The following is a 24680-nucleotide window of genomic DNA, read 5'->3' as shown; positions in this document are numbered from 1 at the left end:
ATTTCATCTTATCTATCCATAAAGGGAATACATGTCTAAGATCCAACTTTATCAGCGCCTGGCTCAACAAGCTGACGCTTTAATGGCTGAAGAAACAAATTTAATTGCTAACTTAGCTAACTTGAGTGCTTTATTATTCATGGAGCTAGAAGATATTAATTGGGCGGGGTTTTATCTTTACGAAAATGACGAATTAGTATTAGGTCCTTTCCAAGGTCTGCCTGCTTGTATTCGTATTCCGGTTGGCCGAGGGGTTTGCGGTACAGCTGCAAGTACATTACAGACACAATTAGTGACGGATGTGCATGACTTCCCAGGCCATATAGCCTGTGATGCAGCAAGTAACTCAGAAATCGTGGTGCCGATTATTGTTCACGATAAATTGATCGGAGTGCTAGATATAGACAGTCCAAGTATTGCCCGTTTTGATCAAGATGACTTAGCTGGCGCAGAGTTACTGGTTAACCAGCTCGTTAAGCGTCTATCAGCCTAAAAAGACCATTATTCACCGCCGATATTAATGAGTATAATTATAACGATAAGGCCTGTAATTCATAAGCACAGGTCTTTGTTATAATCGCTATACGACGCCCTAAGTATTTCGCGGTATCCAGATCACTGCGGTGAACTTCCCCTTCAGGATTATGCCCAACAACACCTAACTGGCATCCGAGACGATTTAGCCCCACGCTATTATAACCACCCGCAATATCGAGCCCAATCCATAACATGCCATGCTGGCTGGCTAACGTCGCCATATATTGAACCGTATTTGCCTGATCACCGTTAAGGCAACTACCAACGGTAAAACCACCAGCAAATTTATTACGCCATTGTTGGCTATCCCAACGCTCACTTGTCGCATCGGCAAATGCTTTAAACTGACCTGCAACACCGCCCATATAGGTTGGCGAGCCAAATATAATTGCATCTGCATTATCCAGTAAACACATCAATTCATCATTATCAAAACGGCCTTCAAACATGTCCCAAGCTTGTATCTGACATTCAATGACTTTAACATCTTCAACAGTATTAATACCTGAGATCACTTCTCGAGCCAGGGCTTGAGTTGAACCTGACACCGAAAAATACACGACTGCAACTATGGTCAAACAAAACCTCTCACGCTATCCATATTCATTAACCTATATCCCTATTTACATCTAGCACTATTATATTTACATCTAGCACTACTAATAGTGTAGTGCGGCAATGAATATCTGCAGCTTAAATACAGGTATTCAGTTAATCACAAATAGTATCAGTCTTTGCGCCAAGGTATACAGTTAAACACCGCAAATATGATTTAAATATTCCTGTTACTGATTTTTAAGTATAAAAAAAGGCCTGTAAAAACAGGCCTTTCTATCAATAACAACTGACGCTATTATTTTTTACTCTTATAATGCGACATCATACGGCGACGTTTTTTCTGTTGCGATAATGATAAGCTATTTTTCTTATCTGCAAACGGATTGTCACTGTCACGGAATTCAACCTTAATCGGTGTACCCATGATTTTTAATGAACGACGGAAGTAGTTGATCAAATAACGGCGATATGAATTCGCTAATTTGGTTACTTGATTACCATGCACAACAATCAATGGTGGATTATAGCCACCCGCATGCGCATAACGTAGCTTAACACGACGACCAGCATGCATTGGTGGTTGATGATCATCCACAGCCATACGTACAATACGCGTTAACATAGACGTTGATACACGTTTAGTTGATGAATCGAATGCTTCTGTGATCGATTCAAACAAGTGGCCAACACCAGTACCGTGTAATGCAGAGATGAAATGGATACGTGCAAAATCAATAAAGCCTAAGCGACGATCTAATTCAGATTTAATGCGATCTTTCACATCAGTATCCAAACCATCCCACTTGTTCACAGCAATCACGATTGAACGACCAGAGTTAATAGCAAAGCCTAACAAGGTTAGATCTTGTGCAGTTACACCAACGCGTGCATCAAATACCATTAATACAACGTTCGCATCATCAATTGCTTGTAATGCTTTAACAATCGAGAATTTCTCAACCGCTTCATTGATATTTTTACGACGACGTACACCTGCAGTATCGATAAGCATGTAATTACGACCGTCACGCTCCATCGGTATGTAAATACTGTCACGAGTCGTACCCGGCATATCATAAACAACAACACGCTCTTCACCTAAGATACGGTTAACTAGCGTTGATTTACCAACGTTAGGACAACCAATCATCGCTAACTTAATCGGTAAACTCGCATAGTCTTCGTCGCGTTCCTCACTTTCCTCTTCTTCTGGTAATAACTCACCATTTACAAAGGGGTCTGCGTCAGAAAACTCTTCCTCATCTTCAAGGTCAGCAACTTCAACATGTGCTAATGCTTCTTCAATAAGAATGTTTGTACCACGTCCTTGCGATGCAGCAATTTGGTAAATATCACCAAGTGCAAGCGCATAGAATTCAGCAACAGCAACATCGCCATCTAGGCCATCTACTTTATTCGCAACAAGAAATACTTTCTTCTCTTGCTTACGCAAATGTTCAGCAATTGCTTGGTCAGAAACAGTTAAACCCGCTCGAGCATCCACTAAAAATAATACGGCATCAGCTTCTTCAATCGCAAGTAGCGACTGATCAGCCATTTTTGCATCAATCCCTTCTTCATCGCCGTTAATACCGCCGGTATCAACTACAATGAACTCACGACCAGCTAAGTTAGCTTGTCCATATTTACGGTCACGAGTTAACCCTGGGAAATCGGCAACAAGTGCGTCCCGGGTACGAGTTAAACGGTTGAACAATGTTGATTTACCAACATTAGGGCGTCCAACCAATGCAATTACAGGGGTCATATATAACCTCAGCCTCAATACGGCTCTAGTAAAATGAAAGTCACTTATTTAAAAGGACAAAATGCGCCTCTCGGCGCAATAAATTATGTTGATGGTATTCTATCTAGGGATTTAAATTGGTTTCTTTACAGCAACCAATTCACCACTGCGACTTTGAACATAGAGGTATTTTTCTGAGTTCAATGCTTTAGAAAATAGTCCATCACTATCAATTAATTGTTGTGCAACTAACTTACCTGTTTTACGATCTAACCAGTGCAGATAGCCTTCTTTATCACCGACAACAATATTGTTACCCGAGACAACTGGCGCAGTTACACCACGTAGTGCTAAGCGATTCTGTGACCATAAAGTAAGGCCATTACGACGGTCAATTGCATGAATACGACCTTCCGTATCAGTTAAAAACAGCTCGAAACCTGCCACAGTAAGATCTTTTACCGACGCGTAAGCACGTTTCCAAAGTACCTTACCAGAACGTAATTCTATGGCCATTAACTCGCCATTAAAAGCGGATGTATAAACATCGGAGCCACGTGCTACTGCTTGGCCATTAACATCAACGAGACGGTCAATGTCATTCGCGCCTTTTGGCTTCGCAACATTCACTTCCCAGATCAAGCGACCATTAGCAAGAAATACTGCCGCTAGTTTACCATCACTGCGACCATAAATCGCTGCTCCATTGGTGGTGATTGGCGAATTATTACCACGTAAAGTCAAAGCAGGTAATTCTGAGCTTTGGATCCAACGCTGTTCACCCGTCTGAACGTCAAAACCAACTAAGCTACCACTGCCAGTTTGGATAATAACGAGACCTTCATCAACCACAGGACTCGCGATCACTTCACCATCGGTTTCAACTTGCCAGATCACCTCACCGGTTTTGTCGTTTAACGCAAATAATACTGCATTTTCACTACCAACAAATACCATGCCATAACCAGCCGCGATCCCACCCGACAGTAACGCATCATCACTGTCATCAAAACGGTTGAATACCGCTTGTTCAGATAAGTCTTGAGTCCAAATTTCATCACCTGAAATAGGGTCCAATGCTTTCACTAAACCGGCACGACTTGCGGCAAAAATCTGATCATTTACAAGTAAGGTTCGCGTCTGTGAGTAATACTCGCCAACACCCGAACCAATGCTCTTACGCCATTCAATTTCTGGCGCGAATTCAGCTTGAATGACAGGCAGTGGTGAATACACGTCCTCATCATTACTAAATAAAGAACAACCTTGTAAAAAAACCGAAAAAACCGCAGCTGCTGTGAATGTTCTCAGCTTATTGGTCATCCAGCTCTCCTGCCATTGCAGCATCAAGATCATCTGCAACGTCTACAATAGCAAGATCATCAAGTTTTAATTGTAGCAACTGAGTATTCGCACCGACACCCGCTAAAGCAGTTTCATAAGCACTACGAGCCGCGTTTAAATCGCCTTGCTGTACATAGATATCACCTTTAACTTCTGCTTTCTTGCTCGTAAATGTATCAAGTGTCACTTTATCCAGTGTCGCCAGTGCAGCATCAAAGTTTTGTAGTTGCGCTTGAACTCGTGCTAGACGAATATTAGCAATCGGTAAAATACTTGCTTGATTACTGTTTTTCGCTACCCAGCTAAGTTGCTTTTCAGCTTCCGTAAAATCTTGTTTTTTCACGGCTTCAGCAGCAAGTTGTAATGCACTTAATGTTGCATAAGCATTACCGCTGTTCGCATCAATAAACGTCTGAGTTGTCGCCTTTGCTGCAAGTCCATTTTCAGATAATTCAGTCACAACCGTATCATAAGCAGCCGAGAGTTCTTCTTGTGCTGTTAACTGGCTATCATTGTAATAACGAAAACCAACTAAGCCAGCTAGGCCTAGTACAGTACCAAAAATAACCGCATTACCATGGGACTTCCACCATGATTTCAGCGCTTCAACTTGTTGTTCTTCAGTAGCGTAACCTTCCACGTCTCACCCTTAATTTTTTGAACACTAACAAACAGTATTGATTACTTGTTTAGTCGCGTTGTTAATTGGTTTACTAATTCAGTTACTGCGATAGTTTCCTGCTCTGTCTTACCAGTCAGATCTTTCACAGTCACTTGTTTGTTTTCGATTTCGTCGCTGCCCAAAATAAGTGCTACTTTAGCGCCATTTTGATCAGCTCGTTTAAGTTGTTTCTTAAAGTTACCGCCGCCGTTATGCATCATAAATTTCACATTCGGCATTTGATCGCGTAACTGTTCAGCTAATAACATACCATGAATATCAGCACCTTCGCCTAATGCTGCGATATAAACATCAACAGCGCCAGCAATATCAGTCGTTAACTCTAACGTTTCTAATAATAATACTAAACGTTCGATACCCAATGCAAAACCAACTGCTGGTGTTGCTTTGCCACCCAACTGTTCAACTAAGCCATCATAACGACCACCACCACACACAGTACCTTGTGCGCCTAAACTTTCTGTCACCCATTCAAATACAGTGTAGTTATAATAATCAAGGCCACGAACTAAACGGTCATTGATTTGGTAGTTAACGCCTGCGCTATCTAACATTTTACATAGACCATCGAAATGCGCTTTAGTTTCTTCACCGTAGTAATCCGCTAAGCTTGGGGCATCATTAAGCAATGCTTGAACATTTTGATTCTTACTATCTAGTACGCGTAATGGGTTGGTGTACATGCGACGTTGGCTTTCTTCATCAAGCTGGTCTTTAAAGCCTTCTAAGAAGCTAATTAGTGCTTCTTTATGCGCACTACGTTCTTCAGACGAACCTAAAGAGTTCAGCTGCAATTTCACGTGTTGCTCAATACCAAGTAGTTTCCACAGACGCGCCGTTAATAAAATAACTTCCGCGTCAGTATCCGCACCTTTAAGACCAAATATTTCAACACCAAACTGGTGGAATTGACGGTAACGACCTTTTTGAGGACGTTCGTGACGGAACATAGGACCTATGTACCACATACGACGCTCTTGGTTATAAAGCAAACCATTTTGAATACCAGCGCGTACTGTCGATGCTGTGCCTTCAGGGCGTAGCGTTAGGCTATCACCGTTACGATCATCAAACGTGTACATTTCTTTTTCAACAACGTCTGTTACTTCACCAATCGCACGCTTAAATAAATGCGTAGATTCAACGATTGGCATACGAATTTCAGAGTAGCCATAGGCTGCAACAGTATCACGTAATACTGATTCTACTTTTTGCCATACCGGCGTTTGTTCTGGTAAGCAATCATTCATGCCACGAATTGCTTGGATTGGTTTAGCCACGGTCACTCTCGAAAATTAAAAAAGACATATGACCCCAGATTATAAGGAGTTTCTACGTCAAGGTAAAATATTCAAAGGTGTTAGTCGGATATTTATCCTCATTTCAACACCTTTACGATAAAATTACGCTTTAGCGTCAGTTACAATGATATTTTCAGGGTCCATCATCGCTGCTTTTGCACGAATTTTAGCCTCTAGCTGATCAATCATATCATTATTATCAAAGCGTTCTTTCTGACGTTTTCCATCAAGATAGTAACCGCTCTTATTACTGCCGCCCGTCACGCCAATTTGTACAGCTTCCGCTTCACCCGGTCCATTGACCACACAACCGATAATAGACACGTCCATTGGGATAATAATATCTTCTAAACGCTCTTCAAGTGCATTTACGGTACTGATTACATCAAACTCTTGGCGAGAACAGGTCGGACAAGCAATAAAGTTAATACCACGGCTACGGATGCGTAATGATTTTAGAATATCAAAACCAACTCGAATTTCTTCAACTGGATCGGCCGCCAAAGAAATACGTAATGTATCGCCGATGCCTTCGGCTAATAACATGCCAAGGCCAACTGATGACTTAACCGCACCACTTCTGAAGCCACCTGCTTCAGTAATACCCAAATGCAATGGTTGTTCGATCTTTTTCGCTAATTGGCGATAAGATTCAACAGCAAGGAACACGTCCGATGCTTTTACGCTGACTTTAAATTGATCAAAATTCAAGCGTTCAAGAATATCAACATGACGCATTGCAGATTCAACCAACGCAGCAGGTGTCGGTTCACCATATTTTTCTTGGATCTCACGCTCTAATGAGCCACCGTTAACACCAATACGAATTGGAATATTCATATCTTTGGCACAATCAACTACAGAGCGAATGCGACTTTCGTTACCGATATTACCAGGGTTTATACGCAAGCAATCAACGCCGTACTCAGCCACTTTAAGTGCGATACGGTAATCGAAGTGAATATCCGCAACAAGTGGGACATCAACTTGTTGTTTAATTTGTTTAAATGCTTCTGCCGCATCCATTGTAGGTACAGAAACACGCACAATATCAGCACCAACGGCTTCCAATGCTTTAATCTGAGCAACGGTTGCTGCCACATCCGTCGTCAATGTATTTGTCATTGACTGTACTGCAATCGGTGCATTGCCACCAACAGGTACCTTACCAACCATAATCTGTTTTGATTGGCGGCGAATAATTGGACTTTCCTGATGCATATTTATAACTCGTTAATTAAGCTTCAAAAGGTAATTTAAATTTAGCAAGTTGACCCTGTCTAAAGGTTGATAAATCAACTGACTCACCGGCATAACTCATTGTTACTTGCTCTGGTGCGCCAAGTTTAATTGATAATGGTGCTAAACCTTGTAATTGAATTTTCTGACCGGCTTTTCTCACACCTGTCGAAAGCGTTTTACCGTTGCTGTCTTTAATTTGCACCCAGCAATCACCCGCAAATGTGAGTACCAACGACTGAGGTACAATCACTTTATTATCAAGGATATTAGTGGCAACAGATAGAGTCTCAGCAGGTTGTTCAACGACAATAGGTAACGCAGGCTTTTCTACCGAGTCGACAGTTGACTCAGTAATTTCTTGTTCCGGATCAACAAATAAAGGCGCTTCTTCCTCAATAACAGTTACAGCACCAATGACTTCAGGTGATGCAACTGATTCGATAGTTTGTGTTGCTACAGAGTCAGGGACAACAATGTCAGCTTCATCACCGCCTAATCCCCAAATTAAGAATATGACAAGCATAAAACCGACGATACCGTAACTGACGAGCATTAAGCGGTTATCATATGCTTCAAGCTTTGTTCGACGAGAGAAGCTTTGTAGCTCGGCTTGTTGTCCACATGTGCCATTATGGCAATCATAAGCGCGAAGCACATCATCTTCGGTAATGTTTAAATAGCGGGAGTAACAACGAATATAGCCGCGCATAAAGGTTGGTGAAATATCTTTATCGAGCACATTTTTTTCAATGTTGTTAATAACAGATAATTTTAAGTTAATATTATCACTGACTTGCTGCACGCTAATACCTAATGCAATACGCGCATCTCGTAATATCTGACCAGCAGTTATCACGTCAATATTCTCTTTCAATTCGGCGGGTTTATCTGCATTTTTTAAGGTTTCTAAATCAATAGTCATTTGTAATATATTTTTGTGTTTGGATCGCTAACGGAAATTGGGCTAATAATTGGCGACTGTATACTTCAGCAGCCGCCAAATTATTCTGTTTGTCTGCAATATTAAAACCCAACCAAAGACTGCGTGCGGTTACCTTAGCTACTGACTCATATTTTGTTAATTGTTGCTTGGCCACCGCATAATCGGCCAGCATATAGTGTAATTCTGTAACTGATAACCGTACGTCTAAATTTTGCGGTGCATATGCGAGAGATGACTGTAAATAGGTTAATGCCTGCGATTTTTCGTCATTTTCAAGTGCGCATTGCCCCGCATTTTCATAACTATTCGCAATTTTATTATAACTAGGAGACGCAATTGCAGTTAAAAACTCACTTTCAGCTTCATCAAAACGCGCTATTCCACATAGGAATACACCAAAGTTATTATGAATATCCCCATTATCAGGGGCAAAAGAAAGAGCATGTAAATAAGCTTTTTCGGCTTGTTTATGCTCTTTTACCTTCTGATAGTAATACGCATAAGCTAAATAAATATCCGCATCATCTGGTACATAATGAACGGCTTTATCAAGATTAATTTTCGCTTCTTGATAGTTTTCAATTTCAATATACTTTAAGGCTAAGGCTAAACGGCTTCGGGCCGCTGCTGTTTTATCAACCGAATTATCACTCAAACCAGCACTGGTTTCAATGTAACTTTGTGTGCTACATCCAGCCAGTGCTACTATCATCAATCCTACTACAGCGAAACGTTTCATGCCTAAATCCATCTAGTCAAAAGTATCAGTCACTCATCTTGACTGAAATCGCTTCACCTTGCATCCGTTTTTTTAATGTTCTTTTCGTTCTGTCGATGACATCACCGGCCAATTGCCCACAAGCCGCATCAATATCATCACCACGGGTTTTACGAATTGTTACCGTATTTTCGTATTCCATCAGCACTTTATTAAAGCGATCGATACGACTATTACTCGGTTTACCATAATCACTGCCTGGGAACGGATTAAATGGAATCAAGTTAATTTTACACGGCGTATCTTTTAATAAATGCGCTAATTCATGAGCTTGATCAGTTGAATCATTCACGTGATCAAGTAATACATACTCAATCGTTACTTTTTTACGATTGGCATTAGATTTACCGATATAGTTTTTAACTGATGCCAATAACGTTTCAATATTATACTTTTTATTGATCGGTACAAGTTCATCACGCAATACATCATTAGGCGCGTGTAATGAAATTGCTAATGCAACATCAATTGAATCAGCTAATTTATCTAAAGCAGGTACAACTCCTGACGTAGATACAGTTACACGACGTTTTGATAAACCAAAGCCGTAATCGTCTAACATCAAGTTCAATGCAGGTACCAAGTTTGTCATGTTAAGCAATGGCTCACCCATACCCATCATTACAACATTGGTGATTGCACGTTTCTTATTGTTAAAACCGATAACTTGTGTGGCACGCCATACTTGACCAATAATTTCTGATACACGCAGGTTACGGTTAAAACCTTGTTGTGCCGTCGAGCAGAATGTACATTCTAGTGCACAACCAACTTGTGACGATACACAAAGTGTAGCGCGATCACCATCAGGAATATAAACAGTTTCATATTCTTGACCGTCCACTTTTAATGCCCATTTAATTGTGCCATCATCACTACGTTGTTCTTGGCTAATTTCAGGCGCTTCAATAACAGTTTCACGTAATAATTTTTCACGTAACTTTTTATTCAAGTTAGTCATTTCATTAATATCATCACAGCCTTCATGATAGATCCATTTCATTACTTGATCGGCACGGAATGGTTTTTCGCCTATGTCAGCAAAATATTGGCGCATTGCTTTGCGATCTAAGTCTAATAGATTAATTTTTTTATTACTCATGAAGTGAGCCTCTGTCATTTATTTTATTCGGTTTGAAACAATTTAAGACTCAATTTTAAACAATATTTTAAGAATAGTTGGATAAAAAAGACGATGCTAAAATTGAGGTTTCAGGGCGCGGGATTGTACAAAGTTTAACGCCTAGACGCTAGCGCATTAACCGAATTAAACAAAATAATTTATTACCCGTTCTTTTCAATATCCAAGATTAGGGTGAGATAACAATCATTAAGACTGAATATCCGCGATAAAAAGGAAATAAATATAATATGACAGGAGGTTGTAACAGCTGGATAAAATCATAAAATCGGGCAGTAAATCAATCACGCATAGACACGTAATGTCTTTACAACCCGCTAGACTATAAAATTAACGTGAACAAACTTCATTTTCAGTAAAGAAGTAAGCTATTTCGCGTGCTGCAGATTCTTCACTATCCGAACCATGCACCGCATTCAAACGCATGCTCTCAGCATAATCACAACGTAATGTGCCTGCGGCCGCTTTTTCAGGGTTAGTCGCCCCCATTAATTCACGATAAAAAGTGATGGCATTTTCACCTTCTAATACTTGTACCATGATAGGACCAGACGTCATAAAGTCCATTAAAGGTTCAAAGAATTCTTTCCCTTTATGTTCTGCATAAAAACCTTCAGCTTGCTCACGGGTAAGGTGAAGCATTTTTGCTGCAACAACACTTAAACCACAAGCTTCAATACGAGAGTAAATAGCACCAATTAAATTTTTTCTTACTGCATCAGGCTTAACAATAGAAAAAGTGCGTTGAATTGCCATAATTTTTGACCTTAATTTGAGAAGTTTACTATCTTAGTTTGACTACCTAAGTTGAACAGTTCATCGATAAGATAACCTTTCAAAATAAAGGTTATCTTATTAACATTGACTTTAATTGCATTACAATTTTTAAACAAGTGTTAATCGCTAAAGACCTATGAAATACCGCGTAATGCGAACCTTATCCACCACAAATCTGATACATCGCCTAATTGATTAAATATCAAACTATTTATCGAGTGAATTAAGATCCAAGTCTGTCATCTTATTTAGTCCATCATTTTTATTCCTTGGCTCTGCTGGGTTAATATCAGCTTCAGTTTGATTAGAAATTACCTTTTCAAATTTACGTTTTTGCCAAAACTTCATACTAAATAATACTCCGACAGCTAGAATGAGTAAGGCTAGCAAACTACCTACCACCCACAATAATAAATTCCATTCACTTTCAGGTGCTTCTAAACCATCAGCAATCTCATCGGTAGCATTAGCCTGAGATGCAGTTGCTATCGGGATTAACGCGCTATCAATGATGATAGGTTTAGGGATAACAAATGCTTCCGGTGGCATATTGATCGTTATTTCTCGTCCCGCTTTCGTTGTTGCAAACAAAACTAATTCAATATCATAACCACCAATATCAGACGGCCGTTCAAACGTATAAACCTGCTCACTTATATTGGCTTCGCCATAAATAATAAAATCAGTACTTGGCCCGCCATTAACTGATGCTAAGCGGCCTTTAATCGCAATACTTTCGGGCTGTAGCTCTTCAATATCAAAGGTAAGTTTTAATTGTGGATCATTATCGGCTAACAAAGGCAGCATCTGGGTTTTTATTGGCCGAGGAAAAATAACCACATCTTGATTAAAACTACGGGTAAAAGCATGATTTTTTACCGCGACTTCAAACTTATACTTACCAGTAGCTAGATCCAATTGCAAAAAAGTAGTGAAAATACCATCTTCAGGTATTTCATCGTAAAACACACCTTTATCATTAAACTTTGCCAATTCTTGAGAGGTAAAATTGAAATTTTCGTCTTCTGTTCGGTTATAACCATAAGCAGTCATGATCAATTCTGTATCACGTAAATACGTTGCATTAAGGCGTTTTTTTAAATGATGTAGTTCACCACTCACTTTTAAACGTTCACCACTATAAAGCTGAATAGGTAAACGAGTAACTTGCAGTTTCACGTCTGACAATAGTTGAATACGGTTATCGCCTTGGATCTTACCAAGGGCTTGCCAAGGTCCAGGCATTGGATTTTCAATGGTTATAATGTCATGCTCTTTACCTTCAATCCAATGAACACGATCAGACTTATCCCAAATATAAACCTTACTACCGTCGGGACGAACCAAAATTACCGCTTTAGAAAAACGTTCACGCGCAATAATAAACGTTATTTTCTTAATTCCGTAATCAACACGAAAGCGGTTATCCAATAACGCGATATCATTTGTCTGATAAACATTAGTTTGATACACACTTTTAGCTGAAGCAAAGGTACTGATGCTAACTGCACCAATAAATGCCAATAACAACCAAATATTACGCATTTTTGTCCTTACTCTAGTGTACTTGCCACAATGCATCACCAACGATGCCAAGTCGTTCATTATGCGCTTTCAATTCATCATCTGTTGCCTGCACCACTTTCAATGATGTTCGGGTTGCAGCAAGTCGACGAATACCATTCCCAACTTGTGAGTTGGCACCATCTTGCGATAAATTCAATTTAGTTTGGCCACCTGTCATAAACAGATAGACTTCTGCCAAAATCTCCGCATCCAGTAATGCCCCATGCAGGGTACGGTGCGAATTATCAATACCATAACGGGTGCACAACACATCTAAGTTGTTTCGTTTACCCGGGAAAAGTTTCTTAGCGATAGCTAATGTATCGGTAATCTTACAAATTTCTTTAGTTTCAGGTAGACCTTTATTTAGTAATCTAAATTCATGATCCAGAAAGTTAATATCAAACGACGCATTGTGAGCCACCAGCTCTGCGCCATCAATAAAAGCAATAAACTCATCTGCGATGGTAGAGAAAGCGGGCTTGTCTTGTAAGAATTCATCGGTAATACCGTGTACAGCAACCGCCTCTGGATCAACTAAACGGTCAGGCTTGATATAAACATGATAAGTACGCCCCGTAGGCCGGCGATTAATCAACTCAATACAACCAATTTCAATCACGCGGTGACCAATGTGTACACCACCTGCGCCAGTATTCATACCGGTTGTTTCTGTATCAAAAACGATTATACGACCAGCGCCCTGTATTAACTCTGCATTGTCCAACGACATAAATCTCACCACCTAAATTAAACTGTCGCTATTCTAATATGAATTAGCGTTCGATTCACCTGATAACAGTCGTAAAATCGTCAAGATAAGGCTAAGAGGATTTATGTGGTAATTTTTGTGTTGCGCCAGTCGGCATAAAACGGCGATTCGCTCGACTCACTTGCCACCAGTTCTTAACTGGTGATATCGGCGCTCGACGTTTACGTGCAACAATAAAGTAGACCGATAAAAATGAAGGAAAATGCATTTGACCTATACTCTCAGACCACCAAGTTAATGGCTTTTTACCTAAAAAAGACGTAAAGCCAAAGCGATCATCTTGAATAATTTCAAAACCGAGTAATTCAAGCCAATCTTTAATACGTGCGGGGGTAAACATTCGACCCGACCAGGGTGGATGGTTACGCTTCACTCCAAGTAGTTTAACTAAACCACATAATGACAGCGGATTATAACCACTTAGGATCAAGTAGCCATCACCCGTTAAGACTCGCTCAACCTCTCGCAATACTTGATGCGGATCGGCAGAGAAATCTAATGATTGGGTTAAAATACAAGCATCAATACAATTTTCTTGAAAGGGTAAATGCGAAGGATCAATAAATACCCCGCCCATGCCTTGTTCTGACGTTGCTGTGACCTGGTGTTGTATACTGCTACCAAAACAATTAAGCTCACCACTTAGCGAACCTAGTTTTAGTAAATGATAACCAAATATTTTCGGGCTCCAGACATCAAGCCGAGCTTGAATTTGACTCGCAAGCCATCCTCCCATTGGCAGATCACTCCAAGAATGGGGAATTGTTATCTCATGCTTATGATGTGCAGGTTTTATTAACACGGCTATATCCGCTAAAATTTTGTTTTATATCTAATTAAAGATAATCCCATAAAGAGAACGATGCAATGCTTGAAGTCATTTCTATACCAACATTTAGCGACAATTATGTTTGGCTAATCAAAAATACTGAAAATAATCACTGCTGTATCGTCGATCCAGGCCAAGCCGAAGCGGTATTACAAGTAATGAATCAACAGAACCTGATTCTCGATGCCATTTTAATTACTCATCACCATTATGATCATATTGATGGTATTAGTGACATTCTGGCCGCATCAACCCAACCCGTTAATATCTACTCCTCCATTCCTATCGATGTAGAGGCTCCGGTCACCTTAGTCACCGAAAATAGCCAATTAAACTTATTAGATAATAGTTTAGCTTTAACCGTTATGGCGACACCAGGACACAAACGTGAACACGTCGTTTATTATAACCAAACCATGTTATTTTCTGGAGATACCCTATTCTCAGGTAGCTGTGGTCGCATCCTTGATGGTACTGCTGCAGCGTTATTTTCATCATTACAACGTATAAAAGCCTTAGATGAAAAAATTCAGGTATACCCTGCTCACGAATATACCCAAGCTAATTTAATGTTTTGCTATGCCGTCGAACCACAAAATATAGCGCTAAAAAAACACATCGAACATACAGCGAAATTACGTCAACAAGGACTACCAACCGTCCCCAACAGTCTTAAAAATGAAAAGCAGATCAATGTTTTTTTACGCACCAACGAAGCAACAGTGCGCATGGCGATGGAGAATAAACTGCTTGATATTCTCACCAGCGAACAAGCGGTGTTCACTGCATTAAGAGTCTGGAAAGATCATTTTTAACCCAAAAGTAAGCACACATACCCGAAATGAGACACTTGCTTTGTTTTCCCTTGGCGATTAGCATACCGGGGTTGTTCACTAATATAAGACGAATATGAAATTTAAATTATCCATTCCGGTATTGATATTACTGACCGGGTGTCAAATGACGCCTGAAGATCGTAGTAACGATGAGCAAACTACTATAAAGCCTGTCGTAGCCCAATCTCAAGAAGCCAGCAATAAAAAGAGCGGTTTAGATAGTATTACAGAAGAGAAAATTGCGAAACTAATTGTTACTGAAGACATAACCGTCGAACCTATTGATAATGTTTGGGTTCGCATTTCTGAACAAATGCTCATTCCTATTCCCGATAATGCGCGTATTGCAAAACACCGTAATTGGTACTTAAAGCATCCACAGCACTTAAAAACAGTATCACAGCGCGCTGAACCATTTCTATACCTTATCGTTGAAGAACTCGAACGTCGTAACTTACCGCTAGAACTAGCGCTATTACCAGTCGTCGAAAGTGCATTTGACCCCTTTGCCTACTCACACGGCAGTGCATCGGGTATGTGGCAATTCGTTCCTGGTACAGCGAAACGTTTCGGCCTCGAACAAAACTGGTGGTACGATGGCCGTCGTGATGTACTGGCATCAACCAGCGCCGCATTAACCTATATGGAATACCTGAACCGCCGATTCAAAGGCGACTGGCTGCATGCTCTTGCCTCTTACAATTCCGGTGAAGGTCGCGTAGGGCGTTCTATTAAGCGTAACCAAAAATCCGGTCTACCGACTGATTTCTGGTCCCTGTCTCTGCCAAAAGAAACAGAGGCATACGTTCCAAAATTATTAGCACTTGCTGATATTTTACAGAACCCAGAAAAATACAATGTCACACTGCCTGTAATTGATAACGAGCCTGCAATTCAGCAAGTTGACGTTGACAGCCAAATAGATTTAGCGCTTGCAGCTGATTTAGCTGGCATGGAAGTCGCTCAGCTACAACGTCTTAATCCAGGTTTCAACCAATGGGCAACAGCGCCAGATGGACCACATACGTTGTTAATTCCTAATGGTAATGTAGAAAAATTTAAAACTGCATTAGCAAGAACGGACGCAAAAGGTCGTCTAAACTGGGTTCGCTATAAAGTGAAGTCAGGCGATAGTCTAAGCGAGATTGCGCAAAACTATAATACTTCAACTAAAATCATTGCCTCGGTTAATAATCTAAACAGCAACATGATCAAAATTGGCCAAGCTTTACTCATCCCAATGGCAGCGAAAGAACTCGATTATTATAAATTTAGCGAATCATCACGTATCTCGCGCCGCCAAGAAAAACCAGCAGGCCGTTTTAAAGTTGTGCATAAGGTGCAATCAGGGGATAACTTATGGGATATTTCACGGGCCTATAAAGTTGACTACAAAAGTTTGGCTAAATGGAATAATATCGCACCTAAAGATGCGCTGAAGATCAATCAAAAGCTCGTGGTTTGGCAAGGTAAAAAACAAGGCAGCGCTAATGGCAAAGGTATTATGCGTAATATTACCTATAAAGTCCGTCAAGGCGACTCGCTTGCACGTATTGCAAATAAGTTTAATGTAAAAGTTAAAGACCTTGTAAGATGGAATGGACTGGCTAATCAGAAGTATATCCAACCAGGGCAAGCATTGCGCCTCTATATTGATGTAACAAAAGTAAATACCTAGTCAACTCATCAATATCAGCTCATCACGCATTTACAGCTTAAAATGCATATATAAAAAATGGCTTACGCTAAGATTTCATTCTTAACCGTAAGCCATTTTTACTACGCTTAATTTGCATATTTTAACACTCGTTAAAACGTAAATTATAAACCAAGCATATCGTCTTTCAGATCATCATCAGCAGGCTTATCACCTAACCAGATAGACAACACAGCTTGACGAAAATCGTCATTATTAATCGTTGATAGCTTTTCATTATTTTTATATGTAACCAAACCTTTTCCTGGCGTACTCACTAAAGTAAATTGATCACCTTTAACAATCTCTTCGCTAAACACACCAATAAATTCTGCAATTTCAGCTGAAATTGGTGCTGTATTACCTTCAGTGGCACCATCAAAGCCGTCATTAATCGCCGATACCATTTTATCTGACGTAATCAATCCAGAGATAATATTCAGACGAATAGCACTTACATCTTGGCTTTTTACGACATCCTTATTCGCTTTTTGTGTAAATAGCGAACCGACGTACAGATCAATAAAAAATTTACTACGAACACCCGCGCCTTGATAATTGAGTGAGGTGCCTTCGAGAGATACATTATCTGGAACTGAAACGCCTGACACTTCCTGTGCAGCATTTACAGAGAAACTTAATAGCACTGCTGACGTTAGAGTTGCTAATTTATTCATGACTTAATCCTATGTAGGTCAGTATTAAAGTTTTAATTTAACCATAAAGAAGCTAGAGCTAAAACTCTAAATCTTTATATTACATCAATTTAATACCATTTAATTACAACTGAATTAATACCTAATAAAAAAGCCACTTATTACAGTAATAAGTGGCTTTTTCTAATTTTACAATGCTAATTTAACGTAACTAAAAATGCTACTTTTTAAATTTAGAATTCCAAATTTCACTGTTAATCTTTTTATCGATTTCAGGGTATTCAGCACTATCAAATGTAGGAGTCTTACCTTCAGCGAGTTGTTTGTTGTAATCTTTCGCTACGATGAACACATACTTAGACAGCATTAAGATGGCAATAATATTAACCAGCGCCATTAAGCCCATTGATGCATCAGCCATATTCCAAATCAGATCTGATTTAGCAACTGCACCAAACATAACCATACCTAAAACAGCAGCACGGAAGATCCATACCATCACTTTTGAATCACGATTCAAGAATAAGATGCTTGTTTCTGCGTATGAATAGTTCGCAACAATTGACGTAAATGCGAAGAATAAGATTGCAATAGCAACAAAGGTACTACCCCAATCGCCGACATGAGATGACAAGGCATGCTGAGTTAATTCGATTCCGCCAACACCTGATGTATCACCAAGATCAGAAAGTAGAATGATAGACGCAGTCGCAGTACAGATAACGATAGTATCAATGAACACACCTAGCATCTGAACATAGCCTTGTGATGCAGGGTGATTCGGGAATGGTGCCGCACTTGCAGCAGCATTCGGCGCACTACCCATACCAGCTTCATTCGAGAATAAACCACGCTTAATACCTTGCATCATAGCAACACCTAAAGCGCCACCAGCAGCTTCTTCTAAGCCAAATGCAGATTTAACGATAAGTTCGAGAACGGCAGGTAGTTCTGAAATATTCATTGCAACAACAACAAACGCAATCAGAATATAAGCAAGCGCCATGAATGGAACCACGATTTCAGCAAATGCGCCGATCACACGTAGACCACCAAAAATGATAAAGCTTGTAAATACAACTAATACAATACCAACAATAGCTTTATCAAAGCCAAATGCATTGTGCATTGAGTTTGCAATTGCATCAGACTGAACAGCGTTAAATACCAAACCAAATGCAACGATTAAGCAGATAGAGAAGACAACGCCCATCCAACGACGGCCTAAACCTTTTTCCATGTAGTAAGCAGGACCACCACGGAAGTTACCGTCAGTATCTTTTGTTTTGAATAATTGTGCTAATGAACTTTCTGCAAAACTAGTCGCCATACCAATAACGGCAATAAGCCACATCCAGAATACCGCACCAGGGCCACCAGCAGTAATTGCAACCGCAACACCAGCAAGGTTACCAGTACCAACACGCGCAGCTAAACTTGTACATAGCGCTTGAAATGATGATACACCTTCAGTGCTGCTTTTACGGCTACCAGCAAGAACAGAGAACATGTGAGTAAAATGGCGGAACTGAATAAAACCTAATTTAAAGGTAAAATACAGACCTGTACCGATAAGTAAATAAATCAGTACAGAGCCCCACAGCAGCCCATTGATAAAGTCGATAACTTCCGTCATATTTTCTTTTCCACAATATTATTAAAGTCCATAGATGGCAGTAAATGTAACACCACCAGCTAAACGAGGCGCGGAATATAACATAAAAAACCAGTAAATTGTTAATAAACAGGCGTTAAAATTACCGAAGCCGCAATACCAACCCTAACTAGATACATATATGTAAAATATTCATATCATTTTTTACATAAACTATTTTATATCTTTTTCATTTTAGACCTTTTTACGTGACCTATAACTCAAATATTAAGTAAAATATGACTAAGGGCATTAAAAAAATGTTATAGAGAAAGGGTAACTATCATAACAAAGGTGATCCCATGGAAGGAATAAATCAAGTGTCGATAGAAAATACAAAAAAAGAAACAAAATCGTCTTCAAAACGAAAATGGCGTGAGATTGAAGCGATAAAAGACAAGCTAAGCTTAAAAAAGGAAATGGATGGTTATAACGATCCTTTAAGTTATTATTCCGATCTTATTGCTTAAATAAAAAACCGCATTTAATGCGGTTTTTTTATCGTAACATGAATGAAATCTCGCTATCTATACCAAACAAAGATCTTCTTCTGCTTCGCAAGTAAACCCAGCCTGAGTGATCTGCTGTTTTAGTCGGTTGTACGTATCATTAAACTCAGCAGTAGCCTGTCGTTCTTGTGAAGAGCCATTTTTCCACAAATGTTCAATATGACACCAATCATCAGGGGTAAATTTCTCCGCCATGAGTGGCATCACGACATTCGTTTCATATTGAATATGCGTACGCTGCTTATTAATAAACCCTTTTAACTGTGCCGCAAGTTCACCAAACGGCATGACGGAATCAAGTTGAATCATATTTAATGAACTTGATAATTCACGGCTAAGAAAGTTTAAGCTTTGATGTTCACTCGCTAATCTATTCGGCATAGCTGCATCTTCAACATAATGCTCAAGATAATACGAGTAAATAAGATCTTCTTTTGGGTGATGGTATCGCTCAATATAATTACGTAAATAATTAACGATATCACCCATCAGTGTGAAATTAACACCTTGCTGCTCAGACTCAAGTTCTGCTAACTGCTCAGTTAATACATTTAACAGCTGATCTACTTGTGCATGATCTTTAATAATGAGAGATAACATACAAACTCCAATATGAAAATTACCTCCCTTCATAGTATACCCATATAGTAATAGTCACTTTGATCAGGTTCACGTTTACCGATTCAGTTATAGCAAGCTGTCAATGCCACTGACTTGCCAATTAATAGTTTTCTGATGACGTGATTGTAAACGTGTATTAATAGAAGAAAAATGCTGACAGCCAAAGAACCCCCGACTTGCAGACAATGGCGATGGGTGCACACCTTCCAAAACATGATGTCGACGACGATCAATATGACGGCCCTTCTTCTTCGCATGATTGCCCCATAATACAAAAATGATCTCTTCATCTTGCTGATTTAGCAATTCGACCACATGATCCGTAAACGTCTCCCAACCTGATTTAGCATGCGAATGGGCTTTAGCCTGCTCAACAGTAAGCACTGTATTTAACATTAAAATACCTTGTTGTGCCCACTCCACTAAATAACCATGATCAGGTGCTGTAAAGTTTTCGAGATCAGTCGTTAACTCTTTATACATATTTCGTAATGAAGGCGGGATCTTAATGCCTGGCAATACCGAAAAACATAATCCATGTGCTTGTTCGGGTCCGTGGTAAGGGTCCTGCCCCAATATAACCACTTTCACATCACTTAAAGGGGTTAATGAAAAAGCTTGAAATACATCGGCTTCTTTAGGATAGATGGTTTTCCCTGCTGCTCTTTCAGTCGAAATAAAATTTTGTAACTCTAAATAATAAGCTTGCTGCTGTTCGTGCAACAAAAATTCTGACCAAGTTTTCATTAATAGATCCCAAAAATTAGCATTGCCAAAAACCTAATTTTATCGTAAAAAGCCTCCTTTAAAACTGTTTTGTCATTAAATTGATTAAAAACGAGGAATTCCGAAAATAATGGAGCAAAAAATGACTAAGTTTATTGGTGCGCACGTATCTGCAGCTGGCGGTGTGTGGAATGCCCCTAAAAATGCCCACGATTTAGGTGCAACCGCATTTGCTCTATTTACCAAGAATCAACGTCGTTGGGATGCAAAAGCACTAAGTCCCGATGATATTCGTAAATTTAAAGCCAATTGCAAACGCTACAATTTTACCTCGGCACAAATTTTACCACACGATTCTTACTTAATTAACCTTGGGCACCCAGAAGCAGAGGCATTAGAAAAATCGCGTAATGCCTTTTATGATGAAATTCACCGTTGCGAACAGCTAGGTTTAACCTTGCTTAACTTTCATCCTGGTAGTCACTTAAAAAAAATATCGGAATCGGAAAGTTTAAAACGCGTAGCAGAATCAATTAATCTTGCGCTTGAAAAATCGACGTCTGTCAAAGCCGTTATCGAAAACACCGCAGGTCAAGGGACTAACTTGGGCTATAGTTTTGAGCACCTTGCCGACATCATTGAACAAGTAGATGATAAGAGTCGTGTAGGTGTGTGTATTGATACTTGCCATACCTTTGTCGCAGGTTATGATTTACGTACTTTTGAAGCCTGTGAAAAAACCTTTAATGATTTCTCAAGTATTGTGGGCTTTGAATACCTAGCTGGTATGCACATTAATGACAGCAAAGTCGAGCTAGGCACCAAAGTTGATCGCCATCACAGCTTAGGTCAAGGTTATATTGGCGAAGATGCCTTTAAATTTATCATGCAGGATGAACGCTTTAATGGTATACCTATAGTATTGGAAACAATAGATGATACTATTTGGGCTAATGAAATAGCCTGGTTACAGCAGTTAGCCACACATAAATAAGATATAGTAATACAAATTATATCAATTGTTATAAAGGCCCAAACGCGCGGAGCCGAGTTTGGGTATAAAAAGGATTATCAACGAGGACTGTTGATAACAGATAGGGATGTAATTTGAAATACTCAATAGAGCTTGTACCCCGTACATGGGAAACCTTAAACACTGAAGTCGAAGAAGTCAGCCAATTTAGTCAAATAAATACGCTAAATATTCCAGACTTACTTCGCTTTGATGTTCGCAGCTGGGATGCTTGCGATCGTCTACAAGATAAGTTTGATGAGGTAATCCCTCATTTGCGTGCTATCGATTTTGATTTAAGAAACGGCTTTCCATTAACTGATTTTTTCCGTCATAGTAAAATCAATTCAGTACTTGTCGTCGAAGGCGATCCACCGCAAGATATTTCACATCGAACCTACCGTAATACATCATGTGAACTTATCCGAATTATCAAAAAAGAACTGCCATATATGAAGGTTTACGCTGCCATCGATCAATATCGAACCAGTATGCGTAAAGAACTCGATTATATTCACGACAAAATTGATGCTGGTGTTGACGGCTTTTTCACTCAACCATTTTTTGATTTGAAATTTCTCGATTTATACATGGATATGCTACAGGATACAGAAGTATTTTGGGGTATGAGTCCAATTCACAGTGAAACAAGTAAGTCCTACTGGGAAAACAAAAATGACGTTGTCTTTCCAAGTGATTTCGAAGCAACTAAAGAATGGAATATTAATTTTGGCCGAGCAATGATCAAAAAAGTGCAAGCCAAAAATGATAATGTCTATTTTATGCCAATTAGAGCGAATGCCAGCGAATACCTTAGCAAATTACTCGCGGAAGATTAACGACATTGCCGTTTAACAGAAATAAGTAAACCACTTAATTATTACCTAAGTGGTTTACTTTTTATCTTCTAACAGCGTAAGCAAGTTATCAAGCTTATTATTCAATTGTGTAATTCTGTCACTTTCAACGCCTGTTAATTTAGTATACGTCCATTGGATCAAGGTTTCTAATCCATGCAAAGATATATATTCACCGGCAGTATGCAACTTAAACGTCTTATCAACCTTTTCACCTTGACGTAATAGCTCCTCAAAAAACATAGACGATTTTTCACCGGCTATATTTAGTCCATCAATGCTATTACCGTATGCACCTAATCCTGCAAGCCAAATCTGTCGAACAACATTCATTTTAGTCGCTAACGTAATTTCAACAGTATCACCATCGGCCTTTTTTGAAGATTTAATATCTGGATTATGAATATCATTAATAGCAACACAGTTATCAATCAATACATTATTGTTAACAACATCATTAGTTACGTTACTGTTTTTATTCTGACGCATTGTTAAATCTTACTATTGATACTAGGAACTATTAAGCATAGGTGTAATAGTCATAAATGAGAGCAGAACTTGGATCCTTGTGATCTTAATTGTAAAATAAAAGACGATTATCAATTGAAACACATCACATGAAAACTGGGTTAAATACGATCTAACATACTAATTTATCGATAAAAACTGCGTTATATGCTGTGATATGTCATTTATTTGTTGTGGTGTAACAGTATGCTCTGCAGGGTAGCGACTATAGCGAGGCTCATAACCTAAGGCTTCTAAATATTTTACGGCATCTAATCCAAGAGACTCAGCAACAACAGGATCAGCACTACCATGGTAAACATGAATCGGTAATGTAAGGTTATTCTTGTGTACCTCAATCGTTTTATACGTTGCAAAGTAACTCGACATCACCATTAATCCAGCTAATGGCTTCTGAAATGTGAGGGCACTTTGATATGCCACTGCACCACCTTGGGAAAAACCAGCAACAATAATACGCGTACTATCAATACCTCGGTCAATCTCTCGTTGGATCAAATGCTGTACTTGCTCCACACTTATCATCAGACCTGGCATATCAATTTTTCGCTCAAGTGTCATTTCTAAGATGTCATACCATGCTGGCATTTTGTAACCATTATTAATGGTTACCTTAATGTCTGGTGCATGCGGAAAAACATAGCGCACTTGATGTTCGACGGGTAATGTGATCATAGGGACTACAGGGGCAAAATCATGACCGTTAGCGCCAAGTCCATGTAACCAAATAACGCTCGCATTTGCCGGAAGATTAGGTTCAATTTCAACACAAGGTAAATATGTCATTATGTTTCCTTACAATAAGTTGTTTTTAGAGGATAGGTCATCGTATAAATTCACAACGAAACAACGATAACCATGTTAACTGGCAATAAAGTGGTTATAATAGCGAAGTTATCTTTATTTATGGTGAGTTATTTAATGAAAATTTGTAGTGTTGAACTAGCAGGCAATGAAGTAAATCTATGTTTCCTTTCTTTAAAAGATGGAATGTTTGAACTTATTGAATGCCGTAAAAGAAAAATTACCTTAGCAAGTTCAACTGAAGCGTATCAAATGCGTCAGTTTCATAAAGAATTTGCCCAACTAATGCAAGATTATAAAATTGAACATGTGGTGATCAAAGAACGTCTTACTAAAGGTAAATTTAGTGGTAGTTCTACAAGCTTTAAAGCAGAAGCAGCTATCCAACTTGTAAATAGCGTAGAAGTGAGCATGATTTCACAAACGTACTACAAGCAACTACTACAAGATCACCCGATCTTCGTTGAATTTTCTGAAACTGGCCTGAAAAAATTCCAACAGAATGCATTCACACTTGGTTGCCTATTTTTAAACGAACAAGCGGCAAATAACGCGCTTTAAGTA

The 24680-nt window shown here is 39.3% G+C and carries 26 protein-coding genes; 7 read left to right on the top strand and 19 right to left on the bottom strand.

All coding sequences use genetic code 11. The features are described 5' to 3' along the window. Positions 1 to 31 precede the first annotated feature (31 nt). Positions 32 to 493, top strand: coding sequence for a GAF domain-containing protein (locus BT797_RS02010; RefSeq protein ID WP_045109114.1), 462 nt, complete (start codon positions 32 to 34; stop codon positions 491 to 493). Between the two features lie 37 nt (positions 494 to 530). On the opposite strand, the gene BT797_RS02005 is transcribed toward BT797_RS02010, so the two are convergent. The 13 genes from BT797_RS02005 to BT797_RS01945 all read right to left on the bottom strand — a co-directional run bounded on the left by BT797_RS02005 (position 531) and on the right by BT797_RS01945 (position 14124). Next, positions 531 to 1115, bottom strand: coding sequence for a flavodoxin family protein (locus tag BT797_RS02005; protein ID WP_045109113.1), 585 nt, complete (start codon positions 1113 to 1115; stop codon positions 531 to 533). Between the two features lie 275 nt (positions 1116 to 1390). Then, the gene (gene der / locus BT797_RS02000) at positions 1391 to 2863 is read right to left on the bottom strand and encodes a ribosome biogenesis GTPase Der (protein WP_045109112.1); all 1473 of its coding nucleotides are present in this window, start codon (positions 2861 to 2863) and stop codon (positions 1391 to 1393) included. A gap of 111 nt (positions 2864 to 2974) precedes the next feature. Further along, the gene (gene bamB / locus BT797_RS01995) at positions 2975 to 4165 is read right to left on the bottom strand and encodes an outer membrane protein assembly factor BamB (protein ID WP_045109111.1); all 1191 of its coding nucleotides are present in this window, start codon (positions 4163 to 4165) and stop codon (positions 2975 to 2977) included. Then, positions 4155 to 4826: a YfgM family protein gene (locus BT797_RS01990; RefSeq protein ID WP_075470967.1), complete on the bottom strand. Its 672-nt coding sequence runs from the start codon at positions 4824 to 4826 to the stop codon at positions 4155 to 4157. The genes bamB and BT797_RS01990 overlap by 11 nt, the downstream gene beginning before the upstream one ends. A gap of 41 nt (positions 4827 to 4867) precedes the next feature. Continuing rightward, a complete protein-coding gene (hisS, locus tag BT797_RS01985; protein ID WP_045109109.1) occupies positions 4868 to 6148 on the bottom strand; it encodes a histidine--tRNA ligase in 1281 nt (426 codons plus the stop codon). A 123-nt stretch (positions 6149 to 6271) separates the two neighbouring features. Beyond that, a complete protein-coding gene (gene ispG, locus BT797_RS01980; protein ID WP_075470966.1) occupies positions 6272 to 7390 on the bottom strand; it encodes a flavodoxin-dependent (E)-4-hydroxy-3-methylbut-2-enyl-diphosphate synthase in 1119 nt (372 codons plus the stop codon). A gap of 16 nt (positions 7391 to 7406) precedes the next feature. Continuing rightward, positions 7407 to 8333, bottom strand: a complete 927-nt coding sequence (locus tag BT797_RS01975) for a RodZ domain-containing protein (RefSeq protein ID WP_045109107.1) — start codon at positions 8331 to 8333, stop codon at positions 7407 to 7409. Then, the gene (gene pilW / locus BT797_RS01970; protein WP_045109106.1) at positions 8323 to 9093 is read right to left on the bottom strand and encodes a type IV pilus biogenesis/stability protein PilW; all 771 of its coding nucleotides are present in this window, start codon (positions 9091 to 9093) and stop codon (positions 8323 to 8325) included. Before pilW ends, BT797_RS01975 begins: the two co-directional genes overlap by 11 nt. 25 nt (positions 9094 to 9118) lie before the next feature. Beyond that, positions 9119 to 10234 (bottom strand): dual-specificity RNA methyltransferase RlmN, encoded by a 1116-nt coding sequence (gene rlmN / locus BT797_RS01965; protein ID WP_045109105.1) that lies wholly within the window; start codon positions 10232 to 10234, stop codon positions 9119 to 9121. A gap of 369 nt (positions 10235 to 10603) precedes the next feature. Next, positions 10604 to 11029, bottom strand: coding sequence for a nucleoside-diphosphate kinase (gene ndk / locus BT797_RS01960; protein ID WP_045109104.1), 426 nt, complete (start codon positions 11027 to 11029; stop codon positions 10604 to 10606). 228 nt (positions 11030 to 11257) lie between these two features. Next, positions 11258 to 12595, bottom strand: a complete 1338-nt coding sequence (locus BT797_RS01955) for a TIGR03503 family protein (protein ID WP_075470965.1) — start codon at positions 12593 to 12595, stop codon at positions 11258 to 11260. A 13-nt stretch (positions 12596 to 12608) separates the two neighbouring features. Next, positions 12609 to 13349: a DNA polymerase III subunit epsilon gene (dnaQ, locus tag BT797_RS01950; protein WP_045109102.1), complete on the bottom strand. Its 741-nt coding sequence runs from the start codon at positions 13347 to 13349 to the stop codon at positions 12609 to 12611. Positions 13350 to 13440: 91 nt separating this feature from the next. Further along, positions 13441 to 14124, bottom strand: coding sequence for a class I SAM-dependent methyltransferase (locus BT797_RS01945; protein ID WP_045109101.1), 684 nt, complete (start codon positions 14122 to 14124; stop codon positions 13441 to 13443). Positions 14125 to 14255: 131 nt separating this feature from the next. Here BT797_RS01945 and gloB point away from each other — a divergent pair, with 131 nt between their 5' ends. Both gloB and BT797_RS01935 read left to right on the top strand, forming a co-directional pair. Continuing rightward, positions 14256 to 15032, top strand: coding sequence for a hydroxyacylglutathione hydrolase (gene gloB / locus BT797_RS01940; protein ID WP_075470964.1), 777 nt, complete (start codon positions 14256 to 14258; stop codon positions 15030 to 15032). Positions 15033 to 15126: 94 nt separating this feature from the next. After that, complete coding sequence (locus BT797_RS01935; protein WP_045109099.1) at positions 15127 to 16731, top strand: LysM peptidoglycan-binding domain-containing protein; 1605 nt, start codon at positions 15127 to 15129, stop codon at positions 16729 to 16731. A 143-nt stretch (positions 16732 to 16874) separates the two neighbouring features. Here BT797_RS01935 and BT797_RS01930 read toward each other — a convergent pair whose 3' ends face one another. Next, positions 16875 to 17426: a chalcone isomerase family protein gene (locus tag BT797_RS01930; protein ID WP_045109098.1), complete on the bottom strand. Its 552-nt coding sequence runs from the start codon at positions 17424 to 17426 to the stop codon at positions 16875 to 16877. Positions 17427 to 17625: 199 nt separating this feature from the next. Further along, entirely contained in the window at positions 17626 to 19041 is a 1416-nt protein-coding gene (locus BT797_RS01925) for an alanine/glycine:cation symporter family protein (protein ID WP_045109097.1), read from the bottom strand. Positions 19042 to 19361: 320 nt separating this feature from the next. Between BT797_RS01925 and BT797_RS01920 the strand changes: the two genes are divergently transcribed. After that, positions 19362 to 19529 carry a DUF3545 family protein gene (locus tag BT797_RS01920; protein ID WP_075470963.1) on the top strand — a complete coding sequence of 56 codons (168 nt, stop codon included), beginning with the start codon at positions 19362 to 19364 and terminating at the stop codon, positions 19527 to 19529. Positions 19530 to 19586: 57 nt separating this feature from the next. Here BT797_RS01920 and BT797_RS01915 read toward each other — a convergent pair whose 3' ends face one another. Then, positions 19587 to 20168, bottom strand: coding sequence for a hemerythrin domain-containing protein (locus BT797_RS01915; RefSeq protein WP_075470962.1), 582 nt, complete (start codon positions 20166 to 20168; stop codon positions 19587 to 19589). Between the two features lie 87 nt (positions 20169 to 20255). Next, positions 20256 to 20936, bottom strand: a complete 681-nt coding sequence (ung, locus tag BT797_RS01910) for a uracil-DNA glycosylase (protein ID WP_075470961.1) — start codon at positions 20934 to 20936, stop codon at positions 20256 to 20258. A 121-nt stretch (positions 20937 to 21057) separates the two neighbouring features. Between ung and nfo the strand changes: the two genes are divergently transcribed. Together nfo and BT797_RS01900 are read left to right on the top strand one after the other, a co-directional pair. Further along, the gene (gene nfo / locus BT797_RS01905) at positions 21058 to 21909 is read left to right on the top strand and encodes a deoxyribonuclease IV (RefSeq protein ID WP_045112385.1); all 852 of its coding nucleotides are present in this window, start codon (positions 21058 to 21060) and stop codon (positions 21907 to 21909) included. Positions 21910 to 22022: 113 nt separating this feature from the next. Next, complete coding sequence (locus BT797_RS01900; RefSeq protein WP_045109094.1) at positions 22023 to 22766, top strand: methylenetetrahydrofolate reductase; 744 nt, start codon at positions 22023 to 22025, stop codon at positions 22764 to 22766. A 54-nt stretch (positions 22767 to 22820) separates the two neighbouring features. Here the strand turns inward: BT797_RS01900 and BT797_RS01895 are convergent, their stop codons facing one another. Together BT797_RS01895 and BT797_RS01890 are read right to left on the bottom strand one after the other, a co-directional pair. Continuing rightward, positions 22821 to 23273 carry a hypothetical protein gene (locus BT797_RS01895; protein WP_075470960.1) on the bottom strand — a complete coding sequence of 151 codons (453 nt, stop codon included), beginning with the start codon at positions 23271 to 23273 and terminating at the stop codon, positions 22821 to 22823. A 159-nt stretch (positions 23274 to 23432) separates the two neighbouring features. Beyond that, the gene (locus BT797_RS01890) at positions 23433 to 24098 is read right to left on the bottom strand and encodes an alpha/beta hydrolase (RefSeq protein ID WP_045109092.1); all 666 of its coding nucleotides are present in this window, start codon (positions 24096 to 24098) and stop codon (positions 23433 to 23435) included. Positions 24099 to 24233: 135 nt separating this feature from the next. Here BT797_RS01890 and BT797_RS01885 point away from each other — a divergent pair, with 135 nt between their 5' ends. Further along, complete coding sequence (locus tag BT797_RS01885) at positions 24234 to 24677, top strand: DUF3010 family protein (protein WP_244534093.1); 444 nt, start codon at positions 24234 to 24236, stop codon at positions 24675 to 24677. The last annotated feature ends 3 nt before the right edge of the window (positions 24678 to 24680 follow it).

This window comes from Moritella viscosa, assembly GCF_900120065.1.
In the GTDB taxonomy this organism is placed as follows: Bacteria; Pseudomonadota; Gammaproteobacteria; order Enterobacterales; family Moritellaceae; genus Moritella; species Moritella viscosa.
Note: the sequence above shows the minus strand (reverse complement) of the source record. Positions and strands in the feature narration are given on the sequence as shown.